At 73.3% G+C, this 24671-nt stretch carries 24 protein-coding genes; 13 read left to right on the plus strand and 11 right to left on the minus strand.

The features are described from left to right. Window positions 1-59: 59 nt before the first annotated feature. From AB0M76_RS29145 to AB0M76_RS29155, 3 genes are all read right to left on the minus strand, one after another. Window positions 60-2012 (minus strand): hypothetical protein, encoded by a 1953-nt coding sequence (locus AB0M76_RS29145; RefSeq protein ID WP_365955732.1) that lies wholly within the window; start codon window positions 2010-2012, stop codon window positions 60-62. 88 nt (window positions 2013-2100) lie between these two features. Beyond that, window positions 2101-2898: a tyrosine-protein phosphatase gene (locus AB0M76_RS29150; RefSeq protein ID WP_365955733.1), complete on the minus strand. Its 798-nt coding sequence runs from the start codon at window positions 2896-2898 to the stop codon at window positions 2101-2103. Between the two features lie 95 nt (window positions 2899-2993). Continuing rightward, a complete protein-coding gene (locus AB0M76_RS29155) occupies window positions 2994-3596 on the minus strand; it encodes a rhomboid-like protein (RefSeq protein WP_365955702.1) in 603 nt (200 codons plus the stop codon). A 65-nt stretch (window positions 3597-3661) separates the two neighbouring features. Here AB0M76_RS29155 and AB0M76_RS29160 point away from each other — a divergent pair, with 65 nt between their 5' ends. Then, window positions 3662-4432 carry a hypothetical protein gene (locus AB0M76_RS29160; RefSeq protein WP_365955703.1) on the plus strand — a complete coding sequence of 257 codons (771 nt, stop codon included), beginning with the start codon at window positions 3662-3664 and terminating at the stop codon, window positions 4430-4432. 85 nt (window positions 4433-4517) lie between these two features. After that, the gene (locus AB0M76_RS29165; protein WP_365955704.1) at window positions 4518-6038 is read left to right on the plus strand and encodes a PepSY domain-containing protein; all 1521 of its coding nucleotides are present in this window, start codon (window positions 4518-4520) and stop codon (window positions 6036-6038) included. 93 nt (window positions 6039-6131) lie between these two features. On the opposite strand, the gene AB0M76_RS29170 is transcribed toward AB0M76_RS29165, so the two are convergent. Both AB0M76_RS29170 and glnII read right to left on the minus strand, forming a co-directional pair. Further along, window positions 6132-6728 carry a winged helix-turn-helix domain-containing protein gene (locus AB0M76_RS29170; protein WP_365955705.1) on the minus strand — a complete coding sequence of 199 codons (597 nt, stop codon included), beginning with the start codon at window positions 6726-6728 and terminating at the stop codon, window positions 6132-6134. Between the two features lie 513 nt (window positions 6729-7241). After that, the gene (glnII, locus tag AB0M76_RS29175) at window positions 7242-8261 is read right to left on the minus strand and encodes a glutamine synthetase (RefSeq protein ID WP_365955706.1); all 1020 of its coding nucleotides are present in this window, start codon (window positions 8259-8261) and stop codon (window positions 7242-7244) included. Between the two features lie 236 nt (window positions 8262-8497). Between glnII and AB0M76_RS29180 the strand changes: the two genes are divergently transcribed. After that, entirely contained in the window at window positions 8498-9442 is a 945-nt protein-coding gene (locus tag AB0M76_RS29180) for a Gfo/Idh/MocA family oxidoreductase (protein ID WP_365955734.1), read from the plus strand. Between the two features lie 48 nt (window positions 9443-9490). Here AB0M76_RS29180 and AB0M76_RS29185 read toward each other — a convergent pair whose 3' ends face one another. The 3 genes from AB0M76_RS29185 to AB0M76_RS29195 form a co-directional block, all read right to left on the minus strand. Further along, window positions 9491-10099: a hypothetical protein gene (locus AB0M76_RS29185; protein ID WP_365955707.1), complete on the minus strand. Its 609-nt coding sequence runs from the start codon at window positions 10097-10099 to the stop codon at window positions 9491-9493. A gap of 45 nt (window positions 10100-10144) precedes the next feature. Next, on the minus strand, window positions 10145-11680 hold the full coding sequence (locus AB0M76_RS29190) for a PLP-dependent aminotransferase family protein (protein WP_365955708.1): 1536 nt from the start codon (window positions 11678-11680) through the stop codon (window positions 10145-10147). Between the two features lie 191 nt (window positions 11681-11871). After that, on the minus strand, window positions 11872-12237 hold the full coding sequence (locus tag AB0M76_RS29195; protein ID WP_266994073.1) for an ArsC/Spx/MgsR family protein: 366 nt from the start codon (window positions 12235-12237) through the stop codon (window positions 11872-11874). Between the two features lie 107 nt (window positions 12238-12344). Here AB0M76_RS29195 and AB0M76_RS29200 point away from each other — a divergent pair, with 107 nt between their 5' ends. Further along, window positions 12345-12602, plus strand: a complete 258-nt coding sequence (locus tag AB0M76_RS29200) for a hypothetical protein (protein ID WP_266629880.1) — start codon at window positions 12345-12347, stop codon at window positions 12600-12602. Between the two features lie 157 nt (window positions 12603-12759). Here the strand turns inward: AB0M76_RS29200 and AB0M76_RS29205 are convergent, their stop codons facing one another. Next, complete coding sequence (locus AB0M76_RS29205; protein WP_365955735.1) at window positions 12760-13848, minus strand: PP2C family protein-serine/threonine phosphatase; 1089 nt, start codon at window positions 13846-13848, stop codon at window positions 12760-12762. A 164-nt stretch (window positions 13849-14012) separates the two neighbouring features. Between AB0M76_RS29205 and AB0M76_RS29210 the strand changes: the two genes are divergently transcribed. The 3 genes from AB0M76_RS29210 to AB0M76_RS29220 all read left to right on the plus strand — a co-directional run bounded on the left by AB0M76_RS29210 (window position 14013) and on the right by AB0M76_RS29220 (window position 17243). Then, window positions 14013-14714 (plus strand): VIT family protein, encoded by a 702-nt coding sequence (locus tag AB0M76_RS29210; RefSeq protein WP_365955709.1) that lies wholly within the window; start codon window positions 14013-14015, stop codon window positions 14712-14714. A gap of 166 nt (window positions 14715-14880) precedes the next feature. Beyond that, window positions 14881-15774 (plus strand): TIGR01777 family oxidoreductase, encoded by an 894-nt coding sequence (locus AB0M76_RS29215; protein ID WP_365955710.1) that lies wholly within the window; start codon window positions 14881-14883, stop codon window positions 15772-15774. Between the two features lie 212 nt (window positions 15775-15986). Next, window positions 15987-17243, plus strand: a complete 1257-nt coding sequence (locus tag AB0M76_RS29220) for an FAD-dependent oxidoreductase (RefSeq protein ID WP_365955711.1) — start codon at window positions 15987-15989, stop codon at window positions 17241-17243. Window positions 17244-17320: 77 nt separating this feature from the next. Here the strand turns inward: AB0M76_RS29220 and AB0M76_RS29225 are convergent, their stop codons facing one another. Further along, a complete protein-coding gene (locus AB0M76_RS29225) occupies window positions 17321-18784 on the minus strand; it encodes a regulator (RefSeq protein ID WP_365955712.1) in 1464 nt (487 codons plus the stop codon). A 173-nt stretch (window positions 18785-18957) separates the two neighbouring features. On the opposite strand from AB0M76_RS29225, the gene AB0M76_RS29230 reads away from it, so the two are divergent. From AB0M76_RS29230 to AB0M76_RS29250, 5 genes are all read left to right on the plus strand, one after another. Continuing rightward, a complete protein-coding gene (locus tag AB0M76_RS29230; protein ID WP_365955713.1) occupies window positions 18958-19263 on the plus strand; it encodes a hypothetical protein in 306 nt (101 codons plus the stop codon). A 77-nt stretch (window positions 19264-19340) separates the two neighbouring features. After that, a complete protein-coding gene (gene lipB / locus AB0M76_RS29235) occupies window positions 19341-20138 on the plus strand; it encodes a lipoyl(octanoyl) transferase LipB (RefSeq protein WP_365955714.1) in 798 nt (265 codons plus the stop codon). Between the two features lie 112 nt (window positions 20139-20250). Beyond that, window positions 20251-21198 (plus strand): lipoyl synthase, encoded by a 948-nt coding sequence (lipA, locus tag AB0M76_RS29240; RefSeq protein ID WP_266667683.1) that lies wholly within the window; start codon window positions 20251-20253, stop codon window positions 21196-21198. A 281-nt stretch (window positions 21199-21479) separates the two neighbouring features. Then, a complete protein-coding gene (locus AB0M76_RS29245; protein ID WP_030291684.1) occupies window positions 21480-21677 on the plus strand; it encodes a hypothetical protein in 198 nt (65 codons plus the stop codon). Window positions 21678-21687: 10 nt separating this feature from the next. Beyond that, window positions 21688-22386: a DUF4191 domain-containing protein gene (locus tag AB0M76_RS29250; protein ID WP_365955715.1), complete on the plus strand. Its 699-nt coding sequence runs from the start codon at window positions 21688-21690 to the stop codon at window positions 22384-22386. Between the two features lie 107 nt (window positions 22387-22493). Here AB0M76_RS29250 and AB0M76_RS29255 read toward each other — a convergent pair whose 3' ends face one another. Then, complete coding sequence (locus tag AB0M76_RS29255) at window positions 22494-22961, minus strand: RDD family protein (protein ID WP_266994062.1); 468 nt, start codon at window positions 22959-22961, stop codon at window positions 22494-22496. Between the two features lie 184 nt (window positions 22962-23145). On the opposite strand from AB0M76_RS29255, the gene glnA reads away from it, so the two are divergent. Beyond that, entirely contained in the window at window positions 23146-24555 is a 1410-nt protein-coding gene (glnA, locus tag AB0M76_RS29260) for a type I glutamate--ammonia ligase (RefSeq protein WP_365955717.1), read from the plus strand. Window positions 24556-24671 lie beyond the last annotated feature (116 nt).

Raw genomic sequence — 24671 nt, forward strand, 5'->3', positions numbered from 1 at the left:
ATCCCGCCAACTCCCCGACCGTTCTTGACGGTTGAAGATTCACTCACCCTGCTGCGCGGCTACCGGAGCACCCCCGCCTTCGTACCGTCCGTGAGCTTGCCCGTCAGCTCCACCTGCGCGCCCGCCGGCGCCTTCACCGCCAGCCGGTTGGCGTTCGCCGACCCGTTCACCCCGCCGCCCGACACCGACAGCGACGCGAACTGCGCACTGCCCGCCGCCAGCACGTACCACTGGCCCGCCTTCGACTTCCACAGCACGCCCGCCAGCACCCGCGGCTCCCGCGGCCCGCACGCGGGCGAGCCCTCCGCCTTCGCCGCCTGCGCCGCCAGCGGGGCGCCCGGGGTCAGGAACTGCGCCTGCACCCGGTCCTCCGTGCCCGCCCAGGTCTCCGCCCGGGTGCACAGCCAGGTCGCCGTGCCGTCGCCTTCGGGCAGCGGCTGCTTCGCGTACGTCCAGGCGTTGACGCTGCGGACGCCGTGCGAGCGGACCGACGGCAGCAGGCACGCGATCCGCGACCAGTCGCCGAGCTCCGCACCCTCCGCCACATCGCGCTCCGCGCCCGGCGCGCCCGAGGTCAGCCGGGCCGGGGTCAGCTCGCCGAGGTCGGTGACCAGCCGGGTGGAGCCGTTGCCGGTCAGCGCGAGGGCGTTCCAGCCGGTGCAGTTGCCCGACGGTGCGGGGCTCGCCACCGGCGGGGTGATCCCGTCCTGGCCCGGCTTCAGCGCCGTCGGGGCGTCACCGGGCTTCAGCAGGTCCCGCAGCCCCACTCCGGTGACCCACGGCGCGGTCAGGTAGCGGACGTTGCCGTCAACCCGGCTCAGCACGAGCGCAGCCGAGTTCTCCGCCGAGGCGCCGTCGGTCCGGGCGAAGTCGAGGGCGGCGACCGAGGTCCCGGTGCGCGGTTCGGCGTACCGGACCACGCGCAGGCCGTCGTACAGCAGGACCACGACCGCCTGGTCGACGGTGCCCGCGAACAGCAGCTGCGGCGGGCCCATCGGCGGTCCGGGCGGCGTGCCGGGGGTGGCCGACGCGACGACCGTCGAGCCCGGCCGGGCCCAGACGGCCAGCGCCCGGCGCAGCAGCTCGGCGTCGTCGGCCCGGTCGCCGCGCGCGGGCCAGGTGGAGAAGCCCGTACGGGAGGACGTACGCCAGAGCGTGGGCGCGACCCGGACCAGCTTGCCCGGATCCAGGGCCTGCTCCGCCGCCGCGTTGCGCGCGTACGGCGGGGCCGCGGCTCCGTCCGCGCCCCAGCCGCCGCCGGGCAGCGCGAGCAGCGCCCCGCACACGGCGAGGGCGGCCGCGGCGGCCAGCCCGGCCCGGACGAACCGCCGTCGGCGCAGCAGGTCGGTGGGCCGCGCCTGGAGTACGCACGGATCGAACTCGGGGGAGGCGAACAGGGCGTCGTTGGCCGGATCCCCCGATTCCGCGACCGCGGCGGCGGGGTTCGCGACTCCGGCCTCGGTCAGTACCCGGAGCACCTCGGGCTCCGGCAGCCGCTCGAGGGCGCGCAGGACGCAGGCCGCCCGGCCGGGCCCGTCGAGGGTGGCCAGCCACTGGTCCAGGGCCAGCTCCTCGGCCCCGCCCGAGCGCGGGAACAGCCGCAGCCCCCACACCTGGGGGAGCAGCGGAGGCAGCTGCGCCCGCCGGGGCAGCGCCCGGAACGTCAGCGGAATTCCGGCCTCCAGGGCGGCGCGCAGCACCCGCAACCGGACGTACGCGTACCCGGACTCGGCGCCCGAGGTCCCGCGCTGGCCCGGAACCCCGCCCTGCACGGCGGCTGCGGCGGCGGCCTCCGCACCGGCGCCGCGCCGCCCGCGCGGCAGGGCCCGCTGGGCCAGCGAATGGGCGGTGAGCACCCGCCGGTTGCGGCCGAGGGCGGGCGGCAGCACCAGATAGGCGAGCCGCACCAGCCGCGGGTAGTGCTCGACGATGGCGGCCTCGGCCAGCTCGACGTCGGGCGGCACGGGAGACGGGGGGCGGGTGGCGGTATCCGGCGCAGTCACGTTCAGCAGAACGAGCGAATCGTCGGATGGTCACCCGTCCCCAGGTCACACGTTCGGGTCGAATGCCGGCCGCGGAAGGGGTCGGGCCAGGTCCGGATCAGGCCGCGAGGCGGGCGCGGAGCGCCTCGACCGTCTCGTCGGGGACGCCGAGGCCCTCGCGCACGTACTTCTCCATCGAGCCGTACCGCGTGTTCACCTCGTCGAGGGCGGCCTCCAGGTACGAGGGGAAGACGCCGATCAGGCCCAGCGCGATGTCCGGGTTGCCGCCGGCGACGGTGAAGCCCTCGATCAGCGGCGCGAAGGCCTGCTTGACCGCCGGATTGACGGAGAGGTACTCGGCCATCAGGGTCTCGTCGTCCGCGCCGAGCAGCGAGAGGACGACGGTCGCGCCCCAGCCCGTACGGTCCTTGCCGGCCGTGCAGTGGAACAGCAGCGGGCCCGAGTCCGGGTCCGCGAGCTCGGTGAGCAGGGTCCGGTACGCGGCCTGCGCGGAAGCGGTGTTCACGAAGGACCGGTAGGTGTCGGCGAACAGTTTCTGCACCTTGCCGCCGCCCAGGTGCTCCTCCGCCATCGCCGGGTCGGACAGCAGATCCTTGAGCTGCGTGGCGGCCGGCATCCTGCCGGAGCTCAGCTTGTCGGCGAGGACGTCGCCGATCAGGAGGCGGGCGCCCGCGGGTATCCGGTCCGGGTGGTCGGCGCGCTCGGCGTCGGTGCGGAAGTCGATGACCGTACGCAGGCCCAGCGCGGCCACGACCGGGTCGGCGTCGACGTCGAGCCGGTCGAGCTGGCCGGAGCGCAGGGCCAGCCCGGGGCGGACGGTGCGACCGCCGGAGAGGGGGGTGCCGCCGAGGTCGCGCAGGTTGGCGACGGTGGTGGAGGGGGTGGTGGTGGTCATCGTGGCGGCTCCAGCGGTGTGCAGGCGGTGCGAGCGGTGCAGAGGGTGGTGCGGGTGGTGCGGGTGGTGCAGGTGGTGCTGCGGATGGTGCGTGTTCACCCGATTTTCGGATGTTTCGCCCCCGATAGGTAATCGAGGGCGAGCGAAAGCCCGACCCCGATCCCCAGGGCCGCCAGGTGCCCGGCGTCCGTGAAGGTCCGGTCCCGCTTCAGCACCGGGCCTGCGGCGAGCGCCAGCAGCCCCACCCGGGCGGCCGTACGGACCGGTCCACGCGGCAGTGCGGAGGTCAGTGCGCCGAGCACGGCGTTGAACCCGTAGCTGGTCCCCACGTCCAGGGCCCGCCGGGTCAGCGGATCGGCCGTACGGCGCAGGACGCCGTGGACGAGGAGCGTCGCCGTGGCGTGCCCGAACACGAACACCGCGGCCGTCCACCAGGCCCCGTACGCGTACTCCGCGTACCCGAGGACCGCGACGAGCAGCAGCGCGTACGGCAGCGGCATGGGCTCCTCGACGACGAAGGCGCTGCTCAGCAGGGTCTCCCAGCGGCCGGCGGCGAGGTTGTCGACATTCGTCGAGCAGCCCTGCAGCACCCGGTCCCGCTCCGCCGCCCCCAGCCGGTCCAGTGCGTACGCACCGAGCTGGACCCCGCCCGCGTACACCACGCCGAGCGTCGGTGGCGGCCATGGCAGTGAATTCATCCGATCATGATCGGATACGGCCCTCGGACTGGCGGAACCGGGTCCCGTGCGAGCATGTTCCTGCCATGCCAGAGATCCCCGCGCCGATGCGCACCGCACGGGCCGCGATGTTCGCGGCGGTGTGCACCGCATTGGGCGCTGTGGGGCATTCGTACATGTCCGGCACGGATATCCCACTGATGGGCCTTCTGGGTGCTTTCGGGGTGACCGGCGGGCTCGCACGGCTCGCAGCCGGGCGCCGCCGCGGGCCCGTCGCGATCAGTGCGGCGCTGCTCGCCGTCCAGGGCGTACTGCACCTGGTCTTCTCCGGCAGCCAGGCGGGTCACGGCGGCCACACCGGTCACACCACGAAGTCCATGCCCCTGCGCATGTCCATGCCCGAGCCGATGCCCGGGCACCACCACCTGGCGGGCACGGCGCTGCCGGAGGCGGCGGCCGGTACGGACGGCATGGCCGGCATGGCCGGGATGGCTGACATGAGCGGCATGGCGGGCATGGCCGACATGGCCGGGCACGGCGGCCTCGGCATGATCGCCGCGCACGTGCTCGCCGGGCTGTTCTGCGCCGCCTGGCTGGCGTGGGGCGAGGCCGCCGTGTTCCGGCTGGCCGCCGTCCTCGGCTCCGCGGCGCTGCTGGCGGCCCGGCCGCTCGCCCGCGCGGTCGCCCTGGTCCGGGCCCGCGTGGCCCCCGTACCGCCGCGGCCCGCGCCCCGCCCCGCGTACGAACCCCCGCGCAGGCTGCGCGGGGCCGTGCCCGCGCACGCCCTGGTGCGCCGTGGGCCGCCCGGGTGGCGAGACACCCGCGCCACGGCCCCCGGCCGTCCTGCCTGCGCCTGACCGGCGCACCTCCTTCATCGGCGAGGTGGCGGGACCCGGGGCTTCACCCGAGTCTTCGCCCACAGGGCCAACACCTAGGACCCACATGTCCCTTGAAGAGGTTCAGGACGTCCGCACCCCGGACGCCGACACACCCGCTGCACCCATCGCACCTGCCACTCCCGCAACGGACGGGGCGGTCGCTTCGGCCGAAGCGCCCTCGAAGCCCGGCACCTGGGCGGCGCTGCGGCCGCTGCTCCTGCGCATGCACTTCTACGCCGGGATCCTGATAGCCCCGCTGCTGTTCCTCGCCGCCGCCACCGGCCTGCTGTACGCCGCCTCCTGGCAGGCCGAGAAGATCATCTACTCCGACGAACTGACCGTCACCCAGGTCCGCGAGAGCACGGCGCCGCTCAGCGCCCAGGTCACGGCCGCCCGGGCCACCGTTCCCGAGGGCAAGGTCGTGGGCGTGTGGCCCGCGCCCGACGCCGAGGCGACCACCCGCGTGATCATGGAGGTCCCCGGGCTGGAGGAGGGCCGGACGCAGACCGTGTTCGTGGATCCGTATACGGCCCACGTCAACGGACAGCTGACCACCGAGGGCGACGCGCTGCCGCTGCGCGCCTGGCTCAGCGAGTTCCACTCCAGCCTCCAGCTGGGCGAGTTCGGCCGGAACTACAGCGAGCTCGCCGCGAGCTGGCTGTGGGTCGTCGCACTCGGCGGACTCGCCCTGTGGATCGGCCGCCGCCGGTCCCGCAAGGCCCTGCTCGTCCTGCCCGACCGCGCCGCCACCGGCCGCCGCAAGACCCTCTCCTGGCACGGGGCCGTCGGCCTCTGGGCCGTCGCCGGACTCGTCGCGCTGTCCGCCACCGGCCTGACCTGGTCGAAGTACGCGGGTGAGAACATCGGGCAGCTCCAGGACGGCCTCGGCGGCGCCACCCCGTCCGTGTCCGCGGCCCTCGCGCCCGGTTCGGATTCCGGTTCCGGCTCCGGCTCCGGTTCCGGCTCCGGCGAGCACGCCGGGCACGGCGGGACCGGCGGCATGGAGATGCCCGGGACGCCGTCCGCCGCGGACATCGGCATCGACAAGGCCGTGGCCGCCGCCCGCGCCGCCGGGGTCACCGAGGAACTCCGCATCACCCTGCCCGCCAAGGGCAAGGGCTACGTGATCAAGGAGCAGGACAAGCAGCTGCCGGTCCACCTGGACTCCGTCGCCGTGGACCCCGCGGACGGCCGGATCATGGACGAACTCCGCTTCGCCGACTACCCCGTCCTCGCACAGCTGACGCGCTTCGGCATCGACCTGCACATGGGGAAGACCTTCGGCCTGGCCAACCAGATCGCGCTCGCCGCGCTCGCGGTCGCGCTGATGTTCCTGGTCTTCTGGGGCTACCGGATGTGGTGGCTGCGCCGGCCCACCAAGGACCGCACCCTCTCGGTCGGCCGCGCCCAGCCGCGCGGAGCCTGGCGCAAGGTGCCGCTGACGATGCTGCTCCCGCTGGCCGCTGTGATCGCCGTGGTCGGGTGGTTCGTACCGCTGCTGGGCAGCAGCCTCGTCGCCTTCCTTTCGGTCGACGTGCTGCTGGGGCTGTTCGCGGCGCGCCGGACCAAGGCGGCCACCGCTTAGCCCGGACGGTCCGTCCCGATGCGCACGGTGGGCCCGTACTCCTTCACGGAGCACGGGCCCACCGTCGTGCGCGGTGCTGTGCCGAACCGGCACTCAGGGCGCGTACTTGTAGCCCACCCGGCGCACCGTCTGGATCGCACCGCGGTGCGCCGCGCCCAGCTTGCGGCGCAGGCGGGCGACGTGGACGTCCACGGTCCGGCCGTCGCCGACGTGTCCGTAGCCCCAGACCGTGGTCACCAGCTGGTCCCGGCTGTGTACCCGGTGCGGGTGCGCCACCAGGTGGGCCAGCAGCTCGAACTCCAGGTACGTCAGGTCGAGTACGCGGCCGTCGACCTCGGCGGTGCGCTGCGCCGCGTCGATGCGGACGAGCTCGTCCCCGGTGGTGGCCGGGGTCGGCCGGGGAGCGGCCGGGGCGGGAACGGACTGGGGGGCGAAGGCGATCGGCGGCTGCTGGTCCGCCGGTACGAGGACGAGGTAGCCGACCATCGGCGGCTGGCCCGGCAGCGCCGGCAGGGTGTGCTGCGGCGCGGGCAGCCAGGTGGCGCCGGGCGGCAGGAGGTCGACGACGCGGGCGACCTCGTCGCGGTCCACGGCACGCAGCCGGTGGCGCGGACTGGGCGGATAGGCGAAGGGCGCGGTCGCAGCGGTCGCGGCGGAGGCGGCGGACGTCAGGGAACGGGTGTGGGACATGAGTGGTCAGCTCTTTCACGCGGAGTGGTCGGCAGGAGACGTACGTACGTCATCGCGTTCCGCGCAGACCGAAGGCCTCGGGGAAGGTCCGGTGGGAGATCCCGGAAGGCTTTAGAGGGTCGGCGCGTTCTTCACGCGGCGACACACCCGGTCGAAATCGTGGTCCTGACGGGAGGGCCAGAACGGCTCGAGGTCGCTGCGACCGTTCGAGGTGTGCGAGTGGCTGGCCATGAGCTCATTGAAGCAGACGTAACGGGTGCGGGGCAGGCCCCGTCTCAGGTTGTGGAGCGGAATCTCAAATTCCGCGATCATTCCTCGACTTGTGATGGACAATGCCGGATAAAACATCACCGGGTGGCGCCGGTCCGGGCGTCCCTACCGGCGCCCCGTATCGCATGCTGGTCGGCTTCGTGGACGCACGACGCAAGACGCCCGCCGGGCCACGGGGGCTCGGCGGGCGTCGCGCTTCGTGTCGCAGTGTCGGCTGCGGGAGGGGGGAGGGGAGGCCGGGTCCTAGACCAGGCCCTCCTTCTGCAGGCTCGTGCAGCAGGTGTCCGTGATCAGACGGGTCACCACGTACGGGTCCACGTTCGCGTTCGGGCGGCGGTCCTCGATGTAGCCCTTGCCGTCCTTCTCCACCTGCCACGGGATGCGGACGGAGGCGCCGCGGTCGGAGACGCCGTAGCTGAACTCGTTCCACGGGGCGGTCTCGTGCAGGCCCGTCAGGCGCTCGTCGATGCCGGCGCCGTAGTTCTTGACGTGGTCCAGCGGCTTCGAGCCCTCGCCCAGCGACTCGCACGCGGTGATGATGGCGCGGTAGTCCTCGCGCATCGCCTTCGTGGAGAAGTTGGTGTGCGCGCCCGCGCCGTTCCAGTCGCCCTTCACCGGCTTCGGGTTCAGCGTCGCGGAGACGTTGAAGTCCTCGGCGGTGCGGTAGAGCAGCCAGCGTGCGATCCACAGCTGGTCGGAGACCTCCAGCGGGCCCACGGGGCCGACCTGGAACTCCCACTGGCCGGGCATGACCTCGGCGTTGATGCCGGAGATGCTCAGGCCCGCCGCGAGGCAGTGGTCCAGGTGCTTCTCGACGATCTCGCGGCCGAAGATCTCGTCCGAGCCGACACCGCAGTAGTAGCCGCCCTGCGCGGCCGGGAAGCCGCCCACCGGGAAGCCGAGCGGCCGGATGCCGTCGAAGAAGGTGTACTCCTGCTCGATGCCGAAGATCGGCTCCTGGTCCGCGAACTGCGCGGCGATCGGACGCAGCAGCGCGCGGGTGTTCGACTCGTGCGGGGTCATGTCGATGTTCATGACCTCGCACAGCACGAGGAGGTTGTCCCCGCCGCGGATCGGGTCCGGGCAGGAGAACACCGGCTGCAGCACGCGGTCGGAGGCGTGACCCTCGGCCTGGTTGGTGCTCGATCCGTCGAAGCCCCAGATCGGCAGCGCGTCGCCCTCGGCCAGGATCTTCGTCTTGGAGCGCAGCTTCGCCGTCGGCTCGGTGCCGTCGATCCAGATGTACTCAGCCTTGTAGCTCACGGGCCCCATCCTTCGGTGCGTCGCTCCGGCGCAGACTCTGCGGGTGCTGCGTTCGTGGTGTTGCGATGTCGCTGCGGTGTTGACCGCAGCGTGCCCGTTCGCGATTTCTCTTCCGTTGCCCGGGTGTGAACCCCGTGTTACCGAGGTTTACGCCGCAGGTCGGGTGGGTTGTGCGGGTTGGTGGCAGCACACCCGTCCGAGTGGGGCACACTGAGCAGGTGAGCATTTCGTACGATTTGACCTCGGCCGCCGCCCCCACGGACTCCCCCCGCCTGCCGGCCCGCCCCCGGGTCGGCCTGCTGGGTACCGGCCCCTGGGCCCACCGCACCCATGCCCCCGCCCTTGCCGCGCACGCCGCCTCCGAGTTCGCCGGCTCCGAGTTCGCCGGAGTGTGGGGCCGCCGCCCCGAAGCCGCCGCCGAGCTGGCCGACGCGTACGGCGTGAAGGTGTACGAAGACCCCGACGAGCTGTTCGCCGACTGTGACGTCGTGGCCTTCGCCCTGCCGCCCGACGTACAGGCCCCGCTCGCGGTGCGCGCCGCCGCGGCAGGCTGCCAGCTGCTGCTCGACAAGCCCGTCGCCACGACCGTCGAGGACGCCCGGGCCGTGGCCGACGCCGTCGCCCGGCACGGCGTCGCCTCCGTCGTCTTCCTCACCCTGCGCTTCGCCGAGCCCGCGGCCGGCTGGGTCGCCGAGCAGGCGGGCCGCTCCGGCTGGTTCACGGCGAGCGCCCACTGGCTCGGCGCCGTCTTCCCGCCCGACGGCACGCCCAGCGCGTACGCCGCCTCGCCCTGGCGCAAGGCCAAGGGCGGGCTCTGGGACGTCGGCCCGCACGCCCTGTCCGTCCTGATCCCGGTCCTGGGCGACGTCACGTCCGTCACCGCCACCCGCGGGCCCTCCGACGTGGTCCAGCTCGCCCTGCGCCACGCCTCGGGCGCCGCCAGCACCGCCGTGCTCAGCCTCGGCGCGCCGACCGCGGCGGCCGGGGTGGGGCTGGAGCTGCGCGGGGCCGAAGGCGTGTTCTCGCTGCCCAACTGGACCGACGTACCCGGTGCGTACGGGCGCGCCCTGGACGCGCTGCTCGCCGCGGCCCGGACGGGGGTCGCGGACCCGCGCGACGCGGAGTTCGCGGCCCGGCTGACGGAGATCCTGGCGGAGGCGGAGGCGCAGCTGCCGGGCTGAGGTGGCGGTTCGGGGCGGGCCGGGGGTTCGCGGGCGAGCCGGCCGGGCCTACTTGATGACGGCGTTGGCCACGATGATGGCCAGCCCGATGGTGGCGTCCGCGAGGCCCATCAGCAGGGCCGAACCGAACCGGTAGCCGACGCGGAGTGCCACGAAGGAGCCCCAGGCGAACAGCAGCGCGGTGTTCAGGCCGAGCCCGACGGCGGTCACCCCGTACGAGTCCCAGTCGGTGAGCCCGGCGACGACCAGCAGCAGGACGGTGGGAAGAGCGGCCACGATCATCGGCCACTCGTTCCACAGCGCCCGCGAGAGCACCCGCCAGCGGTGGGCGGCGGAGCCGGCCTGATGGGTGGTCATGTGGTGCGAGTAGCCGTGCGCGAGGGCGGCCGCGCAGGCGGTGACCAGCACCCAGCTGGCGTCGTAGAACGGGGTGAACGCGTCGCCCGCCTGATCGAGCGCGGCCAGCAGTCCGGACGCGAGCACCGTCCCGTAGACCCCGCCGAACATCCAGTCGGCCCCTCGGCGCGGCGGGGGGAGGCGGGGCGCGGCGGCGGGTTGCTGGGACGGGGCGTCGGGCCGGGGATCGGCCGGGAGGGGCTGTGCCTGCTGCCGGTTCGGCTCGTTCTCTTCGTTCGGGTCGTTCTGTCCGTGGTTCATCCCGGTCCTTCGATCCAATACATCCCATTTGCTTGGTTTCACACCCTATGGGGTGCGGAGGTGAGGGCGGGATGAGTACGCGTGCGAGCGGCCCGTGTGCGGGCTCATCGCTTCCGCCAGTGCTTCCACCGCTCGGCCGAATGCCGCTTCCGGTGGCGCCGCGTACCCCACCACCAGTCCCTCCCTGCCCGCCCCGGCCGCGGCCGGGTGCCGGTATTCCGACAGGCCGTCCAGCGCCAGGCCCGCCGCGCGGGCCGCCTCCAGCGCCGCCGCCTCCCTCCCCGGCGGGAGCTCCAGGACCGCGTGCAGCCCCGCCGAGATGCCCGTCACCCGCAACTCCGGGGCGCGGGACGCCAGTACGGAGACCAGCTGGTCGCGGCGGCCGCGGTAGCGGTGTCGCATGCGGCGGATGTGGCGGTCGTACGCACCGCACGCGATGAAGTCGGCCAGTGCCAGCTGGTCCAGGGCGCTCGCCCAGGACTCCCGCAGGCCCTTCGCCGCCAGGACCCGGTCGACCAGGTGGTCCGGCAGTACCAGCCAGCCCAGGCGGATGGCGGGGGAGAGGGACTTGCTCAGCGAGCCCGCATAGACGATGTGCCCGGGGTCCAGGCCCTGTACGGCGCCGACCGCCTTGCGGTCGTAGCGGAACTCTCCGTCGTAGTCGTCCTCCACGATCAGCCCGCCCGTCGTACGGGCCCACTCCACGGCGGCGGCCCGCCGCGCCGGAAGCAGCGCGGCGCCCGTCGGGAACTGGTGCGCCGGGGTCAGCAGCAGGGTGCGCGCCCGGGCCGGGATCTCGTCCGGGCGGGCGCCGTCCTCGTCGACGGGGACGGGGTGCGGGCGGACCCCGGAGGCTTCGAGGATGCCGCGGTGGAAGGGGAGTCCGTACTCCTCCACGGCCCAGTCGCGGGGCCGCAGCGACGCGAGGAGCCGCAGGCCGTTCGCGAAGCCGGAGCAGACGACGACGTTCTCCGGGCCGGTACGCACGCCACGCGCCCGGGACAGGTACGCGGCCAGCGCCCGCCGCAGCTCCGGGCGGCCCCGGGGATCGCCGGGCCCGAAGGCCTCGGTGGGGGCCTCGGCGAGGGCCCGCCGGGCACTCGCGGACCAGGCGCCCCGCGGGAAGGACGCGGGGTCGGGCTTGCCCTGGAGCAGGTCGTGGCGGGGACCCTCGGGGACGGCCGGGGTCGCCGGGGCGGCCGGCGCGGCGGCGGTGGCCGCCCCCTCGGCGACCCGGGTGCCGGAGCCCTGCCGGGCGGTGAACCAGCCCTCGGCGACGAGCTCGGCGTAGGCGTCGGCGACGGCGTTGCGGGCCAGCCCGAGGTCGGCGGCCAGCGCCCGGTAGGGCGGCAGCCGGGTCCCGCCGGCGAGCCGCCCGCTGCGCACGGCTTCGCGGAGGGCCTGGGCGAGGGCGGTACGCCGGGCGCCGTGCGGGGGCAGCTCGAGATGCAGGTCGGCGCCGGCGCCGGCGCCGTCACCGGTGCCTGAGCGCGGGCCCGTGCCGTCGCCGGGTCCGGCGGTGGTGGTGCCGGTGTCCGTGCCGGATGCGGTGGCTGCGGGGGCCGTGTGGTCGGACGTCATACCGGGAGCGTAGGCGGGCGCGCCGAACCACCGACGGGGTCGCCCGCGCAGGTCGGCCCGGGTTCCGGCACCGCCGCCGCGCGGAGGCGGCGCATCGGCTCAGCCCCGGGGCCGGCCTTCCGGATCATGCTCCCCCAGGCCCGTGCCGCTCGGCGCCGCGGGCCGATCCGGCCTGATCCGAAAGGCAGGCCTTAGCGGGACATGGCCTCGCGGACCGCTTCCTCCGAGCGGGCGATGACCGCCGTGCCGTCCTCCGCTGTGATGATCGGGCGCTGGATGAGCTTCGGGTGCGCCGCCAGGTGGGCGATCCAGCGGCCCCGGGCCTCGTCCGTCTCCTCGCGCGGCAGGTCCCGTACGCCGGTCTCCTTCGCGAGCGGGTCCGAGGTGCGCGTGATGTCCCACGGCTCCAGGCCGAGCCGGCCCAGGACCTCGCGGATCTCGTCCTCGGACGGCACGTCCTCCAGGTAGCGGCGCACGGTGTACTCGGCGCCCTCCGCGTCCAGCAGGGTCAGCGCGCTGCGGCACTTCGAACAGGCGGGATTGATCCAGATCTCCATGGCCCTCAGCCTAGCCAGAGCCTGTCTGGCCAGGGGCTTCTGTCAGTGGTCCCCGGTAAAATCGAAGGAGAACGACAGGAAGCCAACTACCGTTTGGGAGGCTGTAGATGGCCACTGCCACGACCATTGAGCCCGTCAAGAAGAAGCCGCTGCCGGCGGGGCTGCCCCGCGAGTGGTACGAGAGCCACAACCGCCGTCTGAAGGCGATGCGGCTGGCGATATCCCTGCTCGACTCGGGGACGTACGACGCCCGTCGCGCCACCAACCGGAAGATCCGCACGATGGCCGTCCGCACGGGGATCCACCGCCCGTCGAACGTCACGTGCAAGCTGGTCCGCGCCTTCATCATCAGCAACGGAGCCTGAGCAACCGACCGGGTCGACGGTCGACCGCGCCGGGCAGAGCGTTCTCGAACGCTCTGCCCGACGATGCAGAACGCCGTGAGGGGGGCGGCGCAGTGAACGGGGTGGGGGCCACGGCCGTCGCTCTCGCGAGCGCCGTGATGCGCGTCAGCCCACATGATCAGGACTGCTCGGTCATCGAGGGGCCCGCCGCGTCCGGGAGGGACAGCACCAGCAGGGCCACGTCGTCGCGCGGGCCGCCGTCGGTGAACGCCACCAGGTCCTGCCACACCGCCTCCACCAGCTCGGCCGGGTCCTTGGCCAGGGCCGGGATCCGGGTGGCCAGGGGGTAGAAGTCACCCGCCGCGTCCCGGGCCTCCGTCACCCCGTCCGTGTGCGCGAGCAGCCGGTCGCCCGGCAGCAGCGGTACGTCGGCCACCACCGCGAGGTCTGCGCCGGCGAGCCCGAGCCCCAGCGGAGGCCCAGGTTCCACGGCCACCTCCGACACCGTGGACGCCCGCAGCAGCAGCGCCGGCGGATGCCCGCACGAGACGATCCGTACGAGGTCCAGCCCGGGCGGGAACTCCAGCAGCAGCGCCGTTGCGAACAGCTCCGGATGCTCGACGGCGGCGTCGGCCGGGTCGGCCGAGCCCGCCGAGCCCGCCGAGTTTGCGGAGCCCGCCGCCCCCGCGGTGTCCGCCAGCAGTCTGCGGTCCAGCCGGGCGGCCACGCCCGCGAGCTCCGGATCGTCCAGCACCCCCTCACGGAAGGCGCCGAGCAGCGCCGCCACCGTGCCGACCGCCGCCAGGCCGTGCCCCTGCACGTCGCCGACCAGCGCCCGCACCCCGTACGGCCCGACCCGTACGTCGTACAGGTCGCCGCCGACCAGCGTGCCGCGCTGGGCGGCCCGGTACAGCCCGGCGCAGCGCACCGGACCGACCTGTTCCGGAACTGGCGGCAGCACCGCCAGCTGCGCCGCCTCTGCGACGGTCCGTACGCTGACCAGCTGCGCGTCGCGGCGCCGCCGGACCCAGGCGATCACCACGCTGAGCAGCGCGACCACGGCCACGGTGGCCAGGTCCGCGCCCTGGGCGTGCCCGATCCCGAGCGACGACACGCCGAGCAGCAGCAGTACGATCCCGGCGAAGACGGCGGTGCCGGCCGCCCCGTACGCGAAGGCCGCGACCGGGGGCAGGCCGGCCAGGAAGTAGCCCAGCTCGATGTCGCCCGGGGTGGCGGTCTGTGCGAGCACCAGCGCCACCAGCGCCACGGGAGGCGCGAGCCGCGCCCAGCGTGGTGGCGGCTTCCCGTGCAGCCAGCCAGGCTCCTCGCGTCGGCGTCTCACCCCTCCACCCTGGTACCGGGGCACGGGCCGCGCACGCCGGACCGGCCTGCCGGGTGGACCTGCGGGGTCCGGGCGCCGACAGTGGTCCCGTGACGGACACGGACGGGGTGGGGCAGAGCGCGGCGATCAGCACGCGGCTGAACTGGCTGCGGGCGGGGGTGCTCGGCGCGAACGACGGGATCATCTCCACGGCCGGCCTCGTGGTGGGCGTGGCCGGGGCCACCACCTCGCGGGCCTCGATCCTGGCGGCGGGGGTGGCCGGGCTGCTGGCGGGGTCACTGTCGATGGCGGCGGGGGAGTACGTCTCGGTGAGCTCCCAGCGGGACTCGGAGCGGGCCGCGCTGGAGACGGAGCGGCAGGAGCTGGCGCAGGAGCCGGAGGCGGAGCTGGCGGAACTGACCGAGCTGCTGGAGGCCAGGGGGCTGAGCCGCGAGCTGGCGAGGGAGGCGGCGGAGCAGCTGACGGAGCGGGACGCGCTGAAGGCGCACGCGAGGGTGGAGCTCGGGATCGATCCCGACGAGCTGGTCAACCCCTGGCACGCGGCGTTCGCGAGCCTGGTCGCGTTCACGGTGGGGGCGCTGCTTCCGCTGCTGGCGATCGTGCTGCCGGGGCCGTCGGAGCGGGTGCCGGTGACGGTGGCGGCGGTGCTGGCGACGCTGACGCTGTGCGGGGTGATCAGCGCCCGCCTCGGCGGCGCACCTCCCCTCCGGGCGGTCCTGCGCAACGTCGCCGGCGGCGCCCTGGCGATGACGGTCACGTACGCGGTGGGCACCTGGCTCGGCACCACCTGACCCCACCCGTACGGGCGCAGCCCGGCGGAGGGCCCTCGGGCGGGGCTCGGGGCGGAGCCCCGAGGCGCGTCCGGGCGGGCCCGGGGAACGGGGGAAGGGTGGGGCGGGGAGGAAGCCCGCGCAGCGCCGCCGGATGCACCGCGCAGCGGACCTGCATCATGGGCCCATGCGTATCGCCATCACCGGCTCCACCGGCCTCATCGGCCAGGCCCTCGTACGGTCCCTGCGCGCAGACGGCCACGACGTCGTCCGCTTCGTGCGCCGCACGCCCGCCGCGCCCGACGAGGCGGCCTGGGACCCGCGGCGCGGCTACGTCGACCCCGCCGGACTCGCCGGCTGCGGGGCCGTCGTCCACCTCGCCGGGGCCGGGGTCGGCGAACACCGGTGGACCGCCGCGTACAAGAAGGAGATCCGGGACAGCCGGGTGGCGGGGACCGAGGCGATGGCCCGTGCGATCGCCGCGCTCGACGCGCCGCCCGCCGTCTTCGTCTGCGGCTCCGCCATCGGCTACTACGGCGACACCGGCGACCGCGCCGTCGACGAGCACGCCCCGGCGGGGCAGGGCTTCCTGCCCGAGGTCTGCATCGAGTGGGAGGCGGCCGCAGCCCCCGCCCAGGAGGCCGGCGTACGGACGGTCTTCGCCCGGACCGGACTGGTCGTCGCCGCCGAGGGCGGGGCCTGGGGCAAGCTGTTCCCGATCTTCCGCGCCGGGATCGGCGGCCGGCTCGGCAACGGCCGGCAGTACTGGTCCTTCATCTCCATGTACGACGAGATCGCCGCCCTGCGGCATGCCATCGACACCCCGGAGCTGTCCGGCCCCGTCAACCTGACCGCCCCCGAGCCGCTGACCAACCGTGAGGTCACCGCCGCGATGGGCCGCGTACTGCACCGGCCGACGCTGTTCCCCGTACCGGCGCCCGCCCTGCGCGTGGTGCTGGGGGAGTTCGCGGGGGACGTGCTCGGCAGTCAGCGGGTGCGGCCCGCCCGGCTGTTGGAGACGGGGTTCACGTTCCGGTACCCGGGCATCGACGAAGCGATCCGCGCCGCGCTCGCCCGATAGCCCCGGCCCCGCCCCGCCGTGTCGCGGCCCCCCGGCCCGCCCCGGAACCCCACCGCGGCGCGCGGTTGGGCGGTGTGCGACCGGTTGTGACCCGGATGCGACCGGTGTGCGACCGGAGTTGGGCGTAATACGCCACCGAACTCGGGTTCCCCTGGAGCTCGTTGGGGGAAGGAGGATTCCCACACAGCCGCGCCGACCTCGGGGAGGGGCACGTGCTCAGCAGCTCACACCGCGCCGCACAGCATGCGGACGTCGTCATCGTAGGAGCCGGGGTCTCAGGACTCGCGGCGGCACACCACCTGATCGCGGCAGGGGTCACGGTCACCGTTCTGGAGGCGGCCGACGATCCCGGCGGCCGGATGGCCACCGAGCACGTCGACGGATTCCGGCTGGACCGGATCGGGCAGCTGCTCAACACCTCGTACACGGAGCTCGACCGGACCCCCGGCCTGGCCGGCCTGGTCCTGCGGCCCTTCGCTCCGGGGGTGCTCGTCCACACGGACGGCAGGCAGCTCCGCGCCGGGGCGCTGACCCCGGCCCGCGCGCTGGCCAGCGGCTCCTTCGACCAGGCCCGGCTCAGCGCCTACCTCGGCCGGCTCGCCGCCGTGCCCGTGGAACGCGTACTGGCCCGCCCCGAGCGCACGGCACTCGCCGCCCTGCGCTCCCGGGCCCACGGCACGACCCTGCGGCCCCTGCTCGCCGCCCTGCTGCGCGATCCGGAACTCACCACCTCCAGCCGGGTCGCCGACCTCGCCCTGCGCACCTTCGCCCGCGGCCGGCTCGCCGTGCCCGAGGGCGGCGCCGCCACCCTGCCCGAGCTGCTCACAGCCACCCTGCCGCCCGGCACGGTGCGCACCGGGGTCCGGGTCCGCTCGGTGGCGACCAACCTGGTCACCACCGAGGAGCACGGCGACTTCAGCTGCCGATCCGCCGTTCTGGCCACCGGCGCGCGGGCCGCCGCCGAACTGCTGCCGGGGCTGCGGGTGCCGGAGTTCCACGAGGTCACCGTCATCCACCACGCCACCGCCGCCCCGCTCCCGTGGGACGGCTCGCTCCTGCTCGACGGCGATCCCAGGTGGCCCGTCGCCCACACCGCCGTGATGAGCGGGGTCGACCCGACGCGGGCCCCGGCCGGCCGGAGCCTGGTCACCACCACCGTGCTCGGCCCGCCGCCGCCCGCACGTACGGTCGCCTCGCGCCTCGCCCGGCTGTACGAGACCGGCACCCGGGACTGGGAGCTGCTGGCCGTCCACCACGCCCCGGAGGCCGTCCCCGCGATGCCGCCGCCGTACGACCTGCGCCGTCCGGTCCGGGTCCTGGCCGGGCTGTACGTGTGCGGCGACCACCGCGACTCCAACACGGTCCAGGGGGCGCTGCACTCGGCCCGCCGCGCCGCCACGGCCGCCCTGCGCGACTTCGGCATCCGGCTCCCGGCGAGCGCGGAACCCGCCCTTCCGGCGGTGGCCTGAGAACCACCACGGGTCCAGGGCCCGGTTCCCCCCAAGGAACCGGGCCCACGCCCCACCCCTGACCCCGTATCAGCAGCTCACGACAGTGCCGCCACCCGGTCCCGGTACGTCCGCACCGCCGAGGCGTCCCGGTACGGCTCCAGCCGGCGCTCGAAGTCCCGTACGTACTCCACCGCGCGCACCGACCGCATCTCCATCGCCTGCTGCGCCGCCTCCGCACCCAGCGCGCACGCCTGGTCCAGCTCGCCCAGCCCCAGCCGCGCCGTGGCCAGCACCACCCGGCAGAACAGCCGCGAGCGCGCGAACCCGGGCGCCCGCAACTGCAGGGACCGTTCCGCGTGCTGCGCCGAGGCCCGGTACTGCTGGAGGTCCCGGTGGCAGTGCCCGAACTCGTCCGCCAGCTGCGCCTCGTCGAACAGCCGCGCCCAGTGCGGTACGTCGTCCCCCGGCCGGGCCGCGCCCAGCGCGCGCTCGGCCCGCACCAGCGAGGCCGTCGCCGCCCGGACCTCGCCGAGCACCGCGTGCCCGCGCGCCTCGGCCGAGTGCAGGAGCGCCTGCACCACCGGCGGCGGGCCGGAGCCGACGCCCTGCTGCGCGACGCGGGCCAGCTGCACGGCCTCCCGGCCGTGGCCGAGGTACACCGCCTGCCGGCTCATGGTCACCAGCACGTACGAGCCGTACGGCCGGTCCCCGGCGGCCTGCGCGAGGCGCAGCGCCTGCACGAAGTACCGCTGGGCGAGCCCGTGCGCGGCGATGTCGTACGAGGTCCAGCCCGCGAGCCGGGTCAGGTCGGCGGCGGCCGAGAACAGCCGCCGCCCGGTGGTCTCCCCGTAGGTGCCGCGGAGCATGGGCTCGGCCTCGTGCTCGAGGTAGCGCACCAGGGCCTGCCGGGCGTGCCCGCCGCCGTAGGTCTGGTCCAGGGTCCGGAACAGCTCGCCCACCGACCGCAGCGCCGCGATGTCCCCGCTGGTCACCCGCTGGCCGGGGCCCCGGTCGATCTGCCGCTGCCGGGGCACCGAGCTGCGCCCCTGCACCGGCACGCGGGCCGCCGCCGCGGCTGCCGAGGCCGCGGCAGCCGGGTCCGCGCCGCGGCCCACGCGCTCGTCGGCCCGCCCGATGAGCCAGTCCCGGCTGGGCACGACCAGCCCGGCCGGGGTGAACGCGATCTTCCGCAGCTCGGCGTGGGAGCCGGAGTCCTTGCGCCAGAGCCCGCTGGCGATGTCCACGGCCTCCTCCGGGGTGGCCGCGAACTCCAGACCGGCGTAGACGGGCGCACAGGCGTCCAGGCCCAGGTCCTGTGCGGAGAGCCGCCGGCCCAGGCGCCGGGTGAAGACCTCGGCGATCAGCGCCGGGGTGGTCCCGCGCGGCTGCTGCCCGCGCAGCCACCGGGTCACGGAGGTCTTGTCGTACCGCAGATCGAGACCGTGCTCCAGGCCGAGCTGGTCGACGCGGCGGGCCAGACCGGCGTTGGAGAACCCGGCTTCCGCGATCAGCGCCGCGAGCTGCCGGTTGGGGACGCGCTGGGCAGGTCGTTCCGTCATCGGCTCCACGGTTTCCTGACGTGACGGACCGGAGTCCCGGCCCTGTGAACGGCGTGAATGTAGCGGCGAACTCCGCTCATGCCGCCCCCTCTGCCCCACATTCATCCGATCGTGTGCAGAATCGGTAGGGCCCTTTACGGACCGACCCCTTCCGTCCGCGTACGCTGCGCGACATGACCCGCAGGCCCACCGCGGCGGAGCCCTCCGCCGACGCCACCGCGCCACCGACCGCGCCCGAGCTGCCCGCGCCGCTGACGGCGCCCGAGCTGACCGAGGCCGAGTGCCGCCGGTGCGGCACGTACATCGCGGGTCTGGACGGCCGGTACGCGTGCGGGGTCTGCGGCTGGGTCAACGACCACTCGGAGGGCCACCGGCGGCTGCCGCGGGCGGACGAGGACCCGGACCGGCCGCCCCGGGGCCGCAGGCGGCCCAGGCCGCTGCCGCCGGGCCCGGAGGACGGGCCGCCGCCGGGCGACTGAGGGGGCGGAAACCGGCCGCCGTACTCTTGGCTGGGTGCGATACGTGCACACGGCAGGTTCGACGAGGAGGCGCTGCGGTGGCTGAGCTTGGGTTTGTCCGTCTGGGCTTCGGACCCGATTACGTCGAGTACACCCAGGCCTGGGAGGAGCAGCGGCGGGTTCACGCCGCGCGCTTCGCGGACGAGATCGGCGACACCTGCCTCCTGCTGGAGCACGAGCCCGTCTACACCGCCGGGCGGCGCACCGCCGACAACGAGCGGCCGCTGGACGGCACCCCCGTCGTGGACGTGGACCGCGGCGGCAAGATCACCTGGCACGGCCCGGGCCAGCTGGTCGGCTACCCGATCATGAAGCTGCCCCGCCCGGTCGACGTCGTCGCGCACGTGCGCCGCCTGGAAGAGGCGCTGATCCGCACCGCCGCCGAGTTCGGCCTGGAGACCACCCGGGTCGAGGGCCGCTCCGGCGTGTGGGTGCTCGGCGACCCGATCGAGGAGCGTCCGAAGGTCGGGGGCCTCTCGCTCGACTTCGACCCGCGGCTGACGGACGACGAGTTCGACCCGCGCCTGAACGGTCCCGAGTACGCCCCCTCCAACGCCGGCCAGCGCCGCGAGGACCGCAAGCTCGCCGCGATCGGCATCCGCGTCGCCAAGGGCGTCACGATGCACGGTTTCGCGATCAACGTGAACCCGGACAGCACCTGGTTCGACCGGATCATCCCGTGCGGGATCCGCGACGCCGGTGTGACCTCGCTCTCGTACGAACTGGGCCGGGAGATCACCATCGCCGAGGTGCTGCCGGTCGTCGAACGCCACCTGAAGGACGTACTGGAGCAGGCCGAGCTGCGGCCCCGGGAGACAGAGCCGGCCGCCGGCTGACAGCCGGGGGGGAATGTGTCCGCCCGCCCCCAGGTTGGCGGACGTAAGAGCGTATGAAATTACGGGCGTACCCTGGTGGGCGCCGAAGAATCGAAGTCACAGGGAGCCGGTCGTGTCCGCAGTCGCACCCGACGGACGCAAGATGCTGCGCCTCGAGGTCCGTAACGCCCAGACCCCCATCGAGCGCAAGCCCGAGTGGATCAAGACCCGGGCGAAGATGGGTCCCGAGTACACGAAGATGCAGGCCCTGGTGAAGGGCGAAGGACTGCACACCGTGTGCCAGGAGGCCGGTTGCCCCAACATCTACGAATGCTGGGAGGACCGCGAGGCCACCTTCCTCATCGGTGGCGACCAGTGCACCCGGCGCTGTGACTTCTGCCAGATCGACACGGGCAAGCCCGAGGCCCTGGACCGGGACGAGCCGCGCCGCGTCGGCGAGTCGGTCGTCACGATGGACCTGAACTACGCCACCATCACCGGCGTCGCGCGCGACGACCTGGCCGACGGCGGTGCCTGGCTGTACGCGGAGACCGTGCGCCAGATCCACGAGCAGACGGCGGGCCGTGAGGCCGGCCACACCAAGGTCGAGCTCCTGGCTCCCGACTTCAACGCGGTCCCGGAGCTGCTGGAGGAGGTCTTCGCCTCCCGCCCCGAGGTGTTCGCGCACAACGTCGAGACGGTGCCGCGGATCTTCAAGCGGATCCGCCCCGGCTTCCGCTACGAGCGCTCGCTCGAGGTGATCACCAAGGCCCGCGCGTACGGCCTGGTCACCAAGTCGAACCTGATCCTCGGCATGGGCGAGGAGCGCGAGGAGGTCTCGCAGGCGCTGAAGGACCTCCACGAGGCCGGCTGCGAGCTCATCACCATCACGCAGTACCTGCGGCCCTCGCCGCGGCACCACCCCGTGGAGCGCTGGGTGAAGCCGGCCGAGTTCGTGGAGCTGGCGAAGGAGGCCGAGGAGATCGGCTTCTCCGGTGTGATGTCGGGCCCGCTGGTCCGTTCTTCGTACCGGGCCGGGCGCCTCTACCAGCAGGCGATGGAGAAGCGCAGCCGAGTCTGAGCGCGCGACCGTGTGACGCGCACTACCGCACGGACTGTGTGAACTCACGCACAAAGTCTTACCAACGGGTAACACCGCATCGACGCGGCCCCTAGGCTCTTTTGTAACGAAGAGCCCGGCGGGCCGCGTAAATGTTTCATCACCGTTTGACCGGCCGGTCATGCCCTGGTAACACCAGTCAGTGACGGTAGGTCCACGCACCGCGCACACCGTCGCACACCGCTGACGCCCGCCCGCTGCCCACCCGGACCGACTTGAGCACCGTGAAAGGGATCGACATCATGCAGGCCGCGCCCGTACGCGCCATTGCCATTCCGTCGTTCACCGACGCCTTCCGGGGTATCGAGTCGCTGCTCATGAGCGGTGCCCGCCGCAACGCCTGGACCGCCGTCCTCGAGGACCGCCGCAGAGCCAAGGACCGGGTCGAAACCGAGCACGTACTCGAGGCCGCGGCGACCCGGACCTCGCAGGCCACGTAAACTTCGCTGTATGGCGAGGAAGTCAAACGCAGAGACTGCTGCGAACCCCGGGCGACTGAAGCAGATCGCCCTGACGTACAAGATGACGCGCAAGGCCGACCCGCAGGTCGGTCTGATCGTCGCGGGCGTGGGAATCGTCACCTTCGGTGTCTTTCTTGCGATCGGCTTCCTGATCGACCACCCGGTCTACCTGGGCATCCTGGGCTTCCTGGTGGCGTTCCTCGCGATGGCGATCGTCTTCGGACGGCGGGCCGAGCGGGCTGCCTTCGGGCAGATGGAGGGGCAGCCGGGCGCGGCCGCGGCCGTACTGGACAACGTGGGACGGGGATGGTCGACCACCCCCGCCGTCGCGATGAACCGGAGCCAGGACATCATCCACCGGGCCGTCGGCAAGGCGGGCGTCGTTCTGATCGCCGAGGGCAACGCGAACCGGCTGAAGCCGATGCTCGCGGCCGAGAAGAAGAAGCTGGCCCGGATCATGCCGGACATCCCGGTGCACGACTTCATCGTGGGCACCGGCGAGGGCGAGGTCCCGCTGAAGAAGCTGCGTACGACGCTGCTCAAGCTGCCGCGCGTACTGGCCGGCCCGCAGATCACCCAGGTCAACGACAAGCTGCGGGCCATGGGCGATCTCATGTCGAACATGCCCCTGCCAAAGGGTCCGATGCCGAAGGGCATGCGGATGCCGCGCGGCGGAAAGATGCGCTGACCGGCTCAGCTGATTTTCGTATACGAAGAAGGGGCGCCCCCGGACCGATCGGTCCGGGGGCGCCCCTTTGTCTGTCGTACCGCGTCTGTCCGTCGTACCGCGTCCGGCTAGATGCGGACCTGGACGGCGCGGGCGAGGCGGTCGTGCAGGCCGCGCCCGTCCCGGTCCCAGACCAGCGCCGGGATGACGAGGGCGAGCAGCACGGTGCGCAGCACGACCCGGCCGAGACCGAGGCGGCCGCCGCCCTCCGCGACGACACGCAGGCCCACGAGCCGCTTCCCGGGGGTGAATCCCACGGTGCCGACGGTGAGGATGCTCAGCACCACGAAGAGCGCCAGCGTCCAGTTGCCCGTGGCGGCGGCGTTGCCGCCTGTGATCAGCCCGTATGCGATCACCTGGCAGCCGACCCAGTCGATGGCGACCCCGCCGAGGCGGCGGCCGAACCGGGCCACCGAGCCGGAGCCCTGCTGGGGCAGGCCGAGCCGCTGGCCCGGGTAGCCGAAGTCGACGCCCATGTCCTCGGCGGCCGCGCGGGGGCCGGAGAGCCAGGATCCGAGTGCTTGCCTGTTGTCCACCCGAACACGGTACCTGTGCGGCTCCACGGCGTTCCGGCGGGACCCTGGTTAACTTGTGCGAAACAAATGGGTCATGCTTGAGAAATCCCGTCTGCTTATGGTCGGGTCAGCGTGCGGCACCGCACTGACGCACCACGAGCTATAAAGCCCGCCCTGCCCCGGGGCCGGGAGTAGGAGGAGTTGGATGTTCCAGAACGCCGACGAAGTGAAGCAGTACATCGAGGAGAACGACGTCAAGTTCGTCGACGTCCGCTTCTGCGACCTGCCTGGTGTGATGCAGCACTTCACGATCCCGGCTCGGGCATTCGACCCGGCGGAGGAGCTCGCCTTCGACGGATCCTCGATCCGCGGCTTCCAGGCGATCCACGAGTCCGACATGGCGCTGCGTGCCGACATCACCACCGCGCGCCTGGACCCGTTCCGCAAGGACAAGACGCTCAACATCAACTTCTTCATCCACGACCCGATCACGGGTGAGGCCTACAGCCGCGACCCGCGCAACATCGCGAAGAAGGCCGAGGCGTACCTCGCCTCCACCGGCATCGCCGACACCGCGTACTTCGGCCCCGAGGCCGAGTTCTACGTGTTCGACAGCGTGCGCTTCGCGACCACCGCGAACGAGGGCTTCTACCACATCGACTCCGAGGCCGGCGCCTGGAACACCGGCTCCGAGGAGAACAACCGTGGTTACAAGGTCCGCTACAAGGGTGGTTACTTCCCCGTAGCCCCGGTCGACCACTTCGCCGACCTGCGCGCCGAGATCTCCCTCGAGCTGGACGCCCAGGGCCTCCAGGTCGAGCGCCAGCACCACGAGGTCGGCACCGGCGGCCAGGCCGAGATCAACTACAAGTTCAACACGCTGCTGGCCGCGGCCGACGACCTGATGCTCTTCAAGTACGTCGTGAAGAACGTCGCCTGGCGCAACGGCAAGACCGCGACCTTCATGCCGAAGCCGATCTTCGGTGACAACGGCTCGGGCATGCACGTCCACCAGTCGCTGTGGGCGAACGGCGACCCGCTGTTCTACGACGAGGCCGGCTACGCGGGCCTGTCGGACACCGCCCGCTACTACATCGGCGGCATCCTCAAGCACGCCCCGTCGCTGCTCGCCTTCACCAACCCGACGGTGAACTCGTACCACCGCCTGGTCCCGGGCTTCGAGGCGCCGGTCAACATGGTGTACTCGCAGCGCAACCGCTCCGCCGCGATGCGCATCCCGATCACGGGCTCGAACCCGAAGGCCAAGCGCGTCGAGTTCCGCGCCCCGGACCCGTCCTCGAACCCGTACCTGGCGTTCGCGGCCCTCCTGCTGGCCGGCCTCGACGGTGTGAAGAACAAGATCGAGCCGATGGAGCCGATCGACAAGGACCTCTACGAGCTCTCCCCCGACGAGCACGCGAGCGTCCCGCAGGTCCCGACCAGCCTCGAGGACGTCCTCAAGGCCCTCGAGGACGACCACGAGTACCTCCTGGCCGGCGGTGTCTTCACCCCGGACCTGATCGAGACCTGGATCGACTACAAGCGCACGCACGAGATCGCCCCGATCGCCCTGCGCCCGCACCCGCACGAGTTCGAGCTCTACTTCGACATTTAAGTCAGCCGCAGGTCAGGACGTTTTCCGTCCTCCTGGGCCGTCTGTGGGCCGTCGCCGGTGTCTCCGCCCTTGCGGAAGACGCCGCCGGCGGCCCTTCGTGCTCCCGCCTGGCTGTC

Source organism: Streptomyces sp. NPDC051364, assembly GCF_040682115.1.
Taxonomy (GTDB): domain Bacteria; phylum Actinomycetota; class Actinomycetes; order Streptomycetales; family Streptomycetaceae; genus Streptomyces.

Coding starts and splice junctions, on each gene's coding strand:
- AB0M76_RS29165 (WP_365955704.1), top strand. CDS start 4,518: ATGTCCCTTGAAGAGGTTCAGGACGTCCGCACCCCGGACGCCGACACA.
- AB0M76_RS29225 (WP_365955712.1), bottom strand. CDS start 18,784: ATGACGGAACGACCTGCCCAGCGCGTCCCCAACCGGCAGCTCGCGGCG.
- AB0M76_RS29190 (WP_365955708.1), bottom strand. CDS start 11,680: ATGACGTCCGACCACACGGCCCCCGCAGCCACCGCATCCGGCACGGAC.
- AB0M76_RS29170 (WP_365955705.1), bottom strand. CDS start 6,728: ATGTCCCACACCCGTTCCCTGACGTCCGCCGCCTCCGCCGCGACCGCT.
- AB0M76_RS29150 (WP_365955733.1), bottom strand. CDS start 2,898: ATGACCACCACCACCCCCTCCACCACCGTCGCCAACCTGCGCGACCTC.
- AB0M76_RS29250 (WP_365955715.1), top strand. CDS start 21,688: ATGGCGAGGAAGTCAAACGCAGAGACTGCTGCGAACCCCGGGCGACTG.
- glnA (WP_365955717.1), top strand. CDS start 23,146: ATGTTCCAGAACGCCGACGAAGTGAAGCAGTACATCGAGGAGAACGAC.
- AB0M76_RS29185 (WP_365955707.1), bottom strand. CDS start 10,099: ATGAACCACGGACAGAACGACCCGAACGAAGAGAACGAGCCGAACCGG.
- AB0M76_RS29160 (WP_365955703.1), top strand. CDS start 3,662: ATGCCAGAGATCCCCGCGCCGATGCGCACCGCACGGGCCGCGATGTTC.
- AB0M76_RS29215 (WP_365955710.1), top strand. CDS start 14,881: ATGCGTATCGCCATCACCGGCTCCACCGGCCTCATCGGCCAGGCCCTC.
- AB0M76_RS29200 (WP_266629880.1), top strand. CDS start 12,345: ATGGCCACTGCCACGACCATTGAGCCCGTCAAGAAGAAGCCGCTGCCG.
- AB0M76_RS29230 (WP_365955713.1), top strand. CDS start 18,958: ATGACCCGCAGGCCCACCGCGGCGGAGCCCTCCGCCGACGCCACCGCG.
- AB0M76_RS29155 (WP_365955702.1), bottom strand. CDS start 3,596: ATGAATTCACTGCCATGGCCGCCACCGACGCTCGGCGTGGTGTACGCG.
- AB0M76_RS29195 (WP_266994073.1), bottom strand. CDS start 12,237: ATGGAGATCTGGATCAATCCCGCCTGTTCGAAGTGCCGCAGCGCGCTG.
- AB0M76_RS29245 (WP_030291684.1), top strand. CDS start 21,480: ATGCAGGCCGCGCCCGTACGCGCCATTGCCATTCCGTCGTTCACCGAC.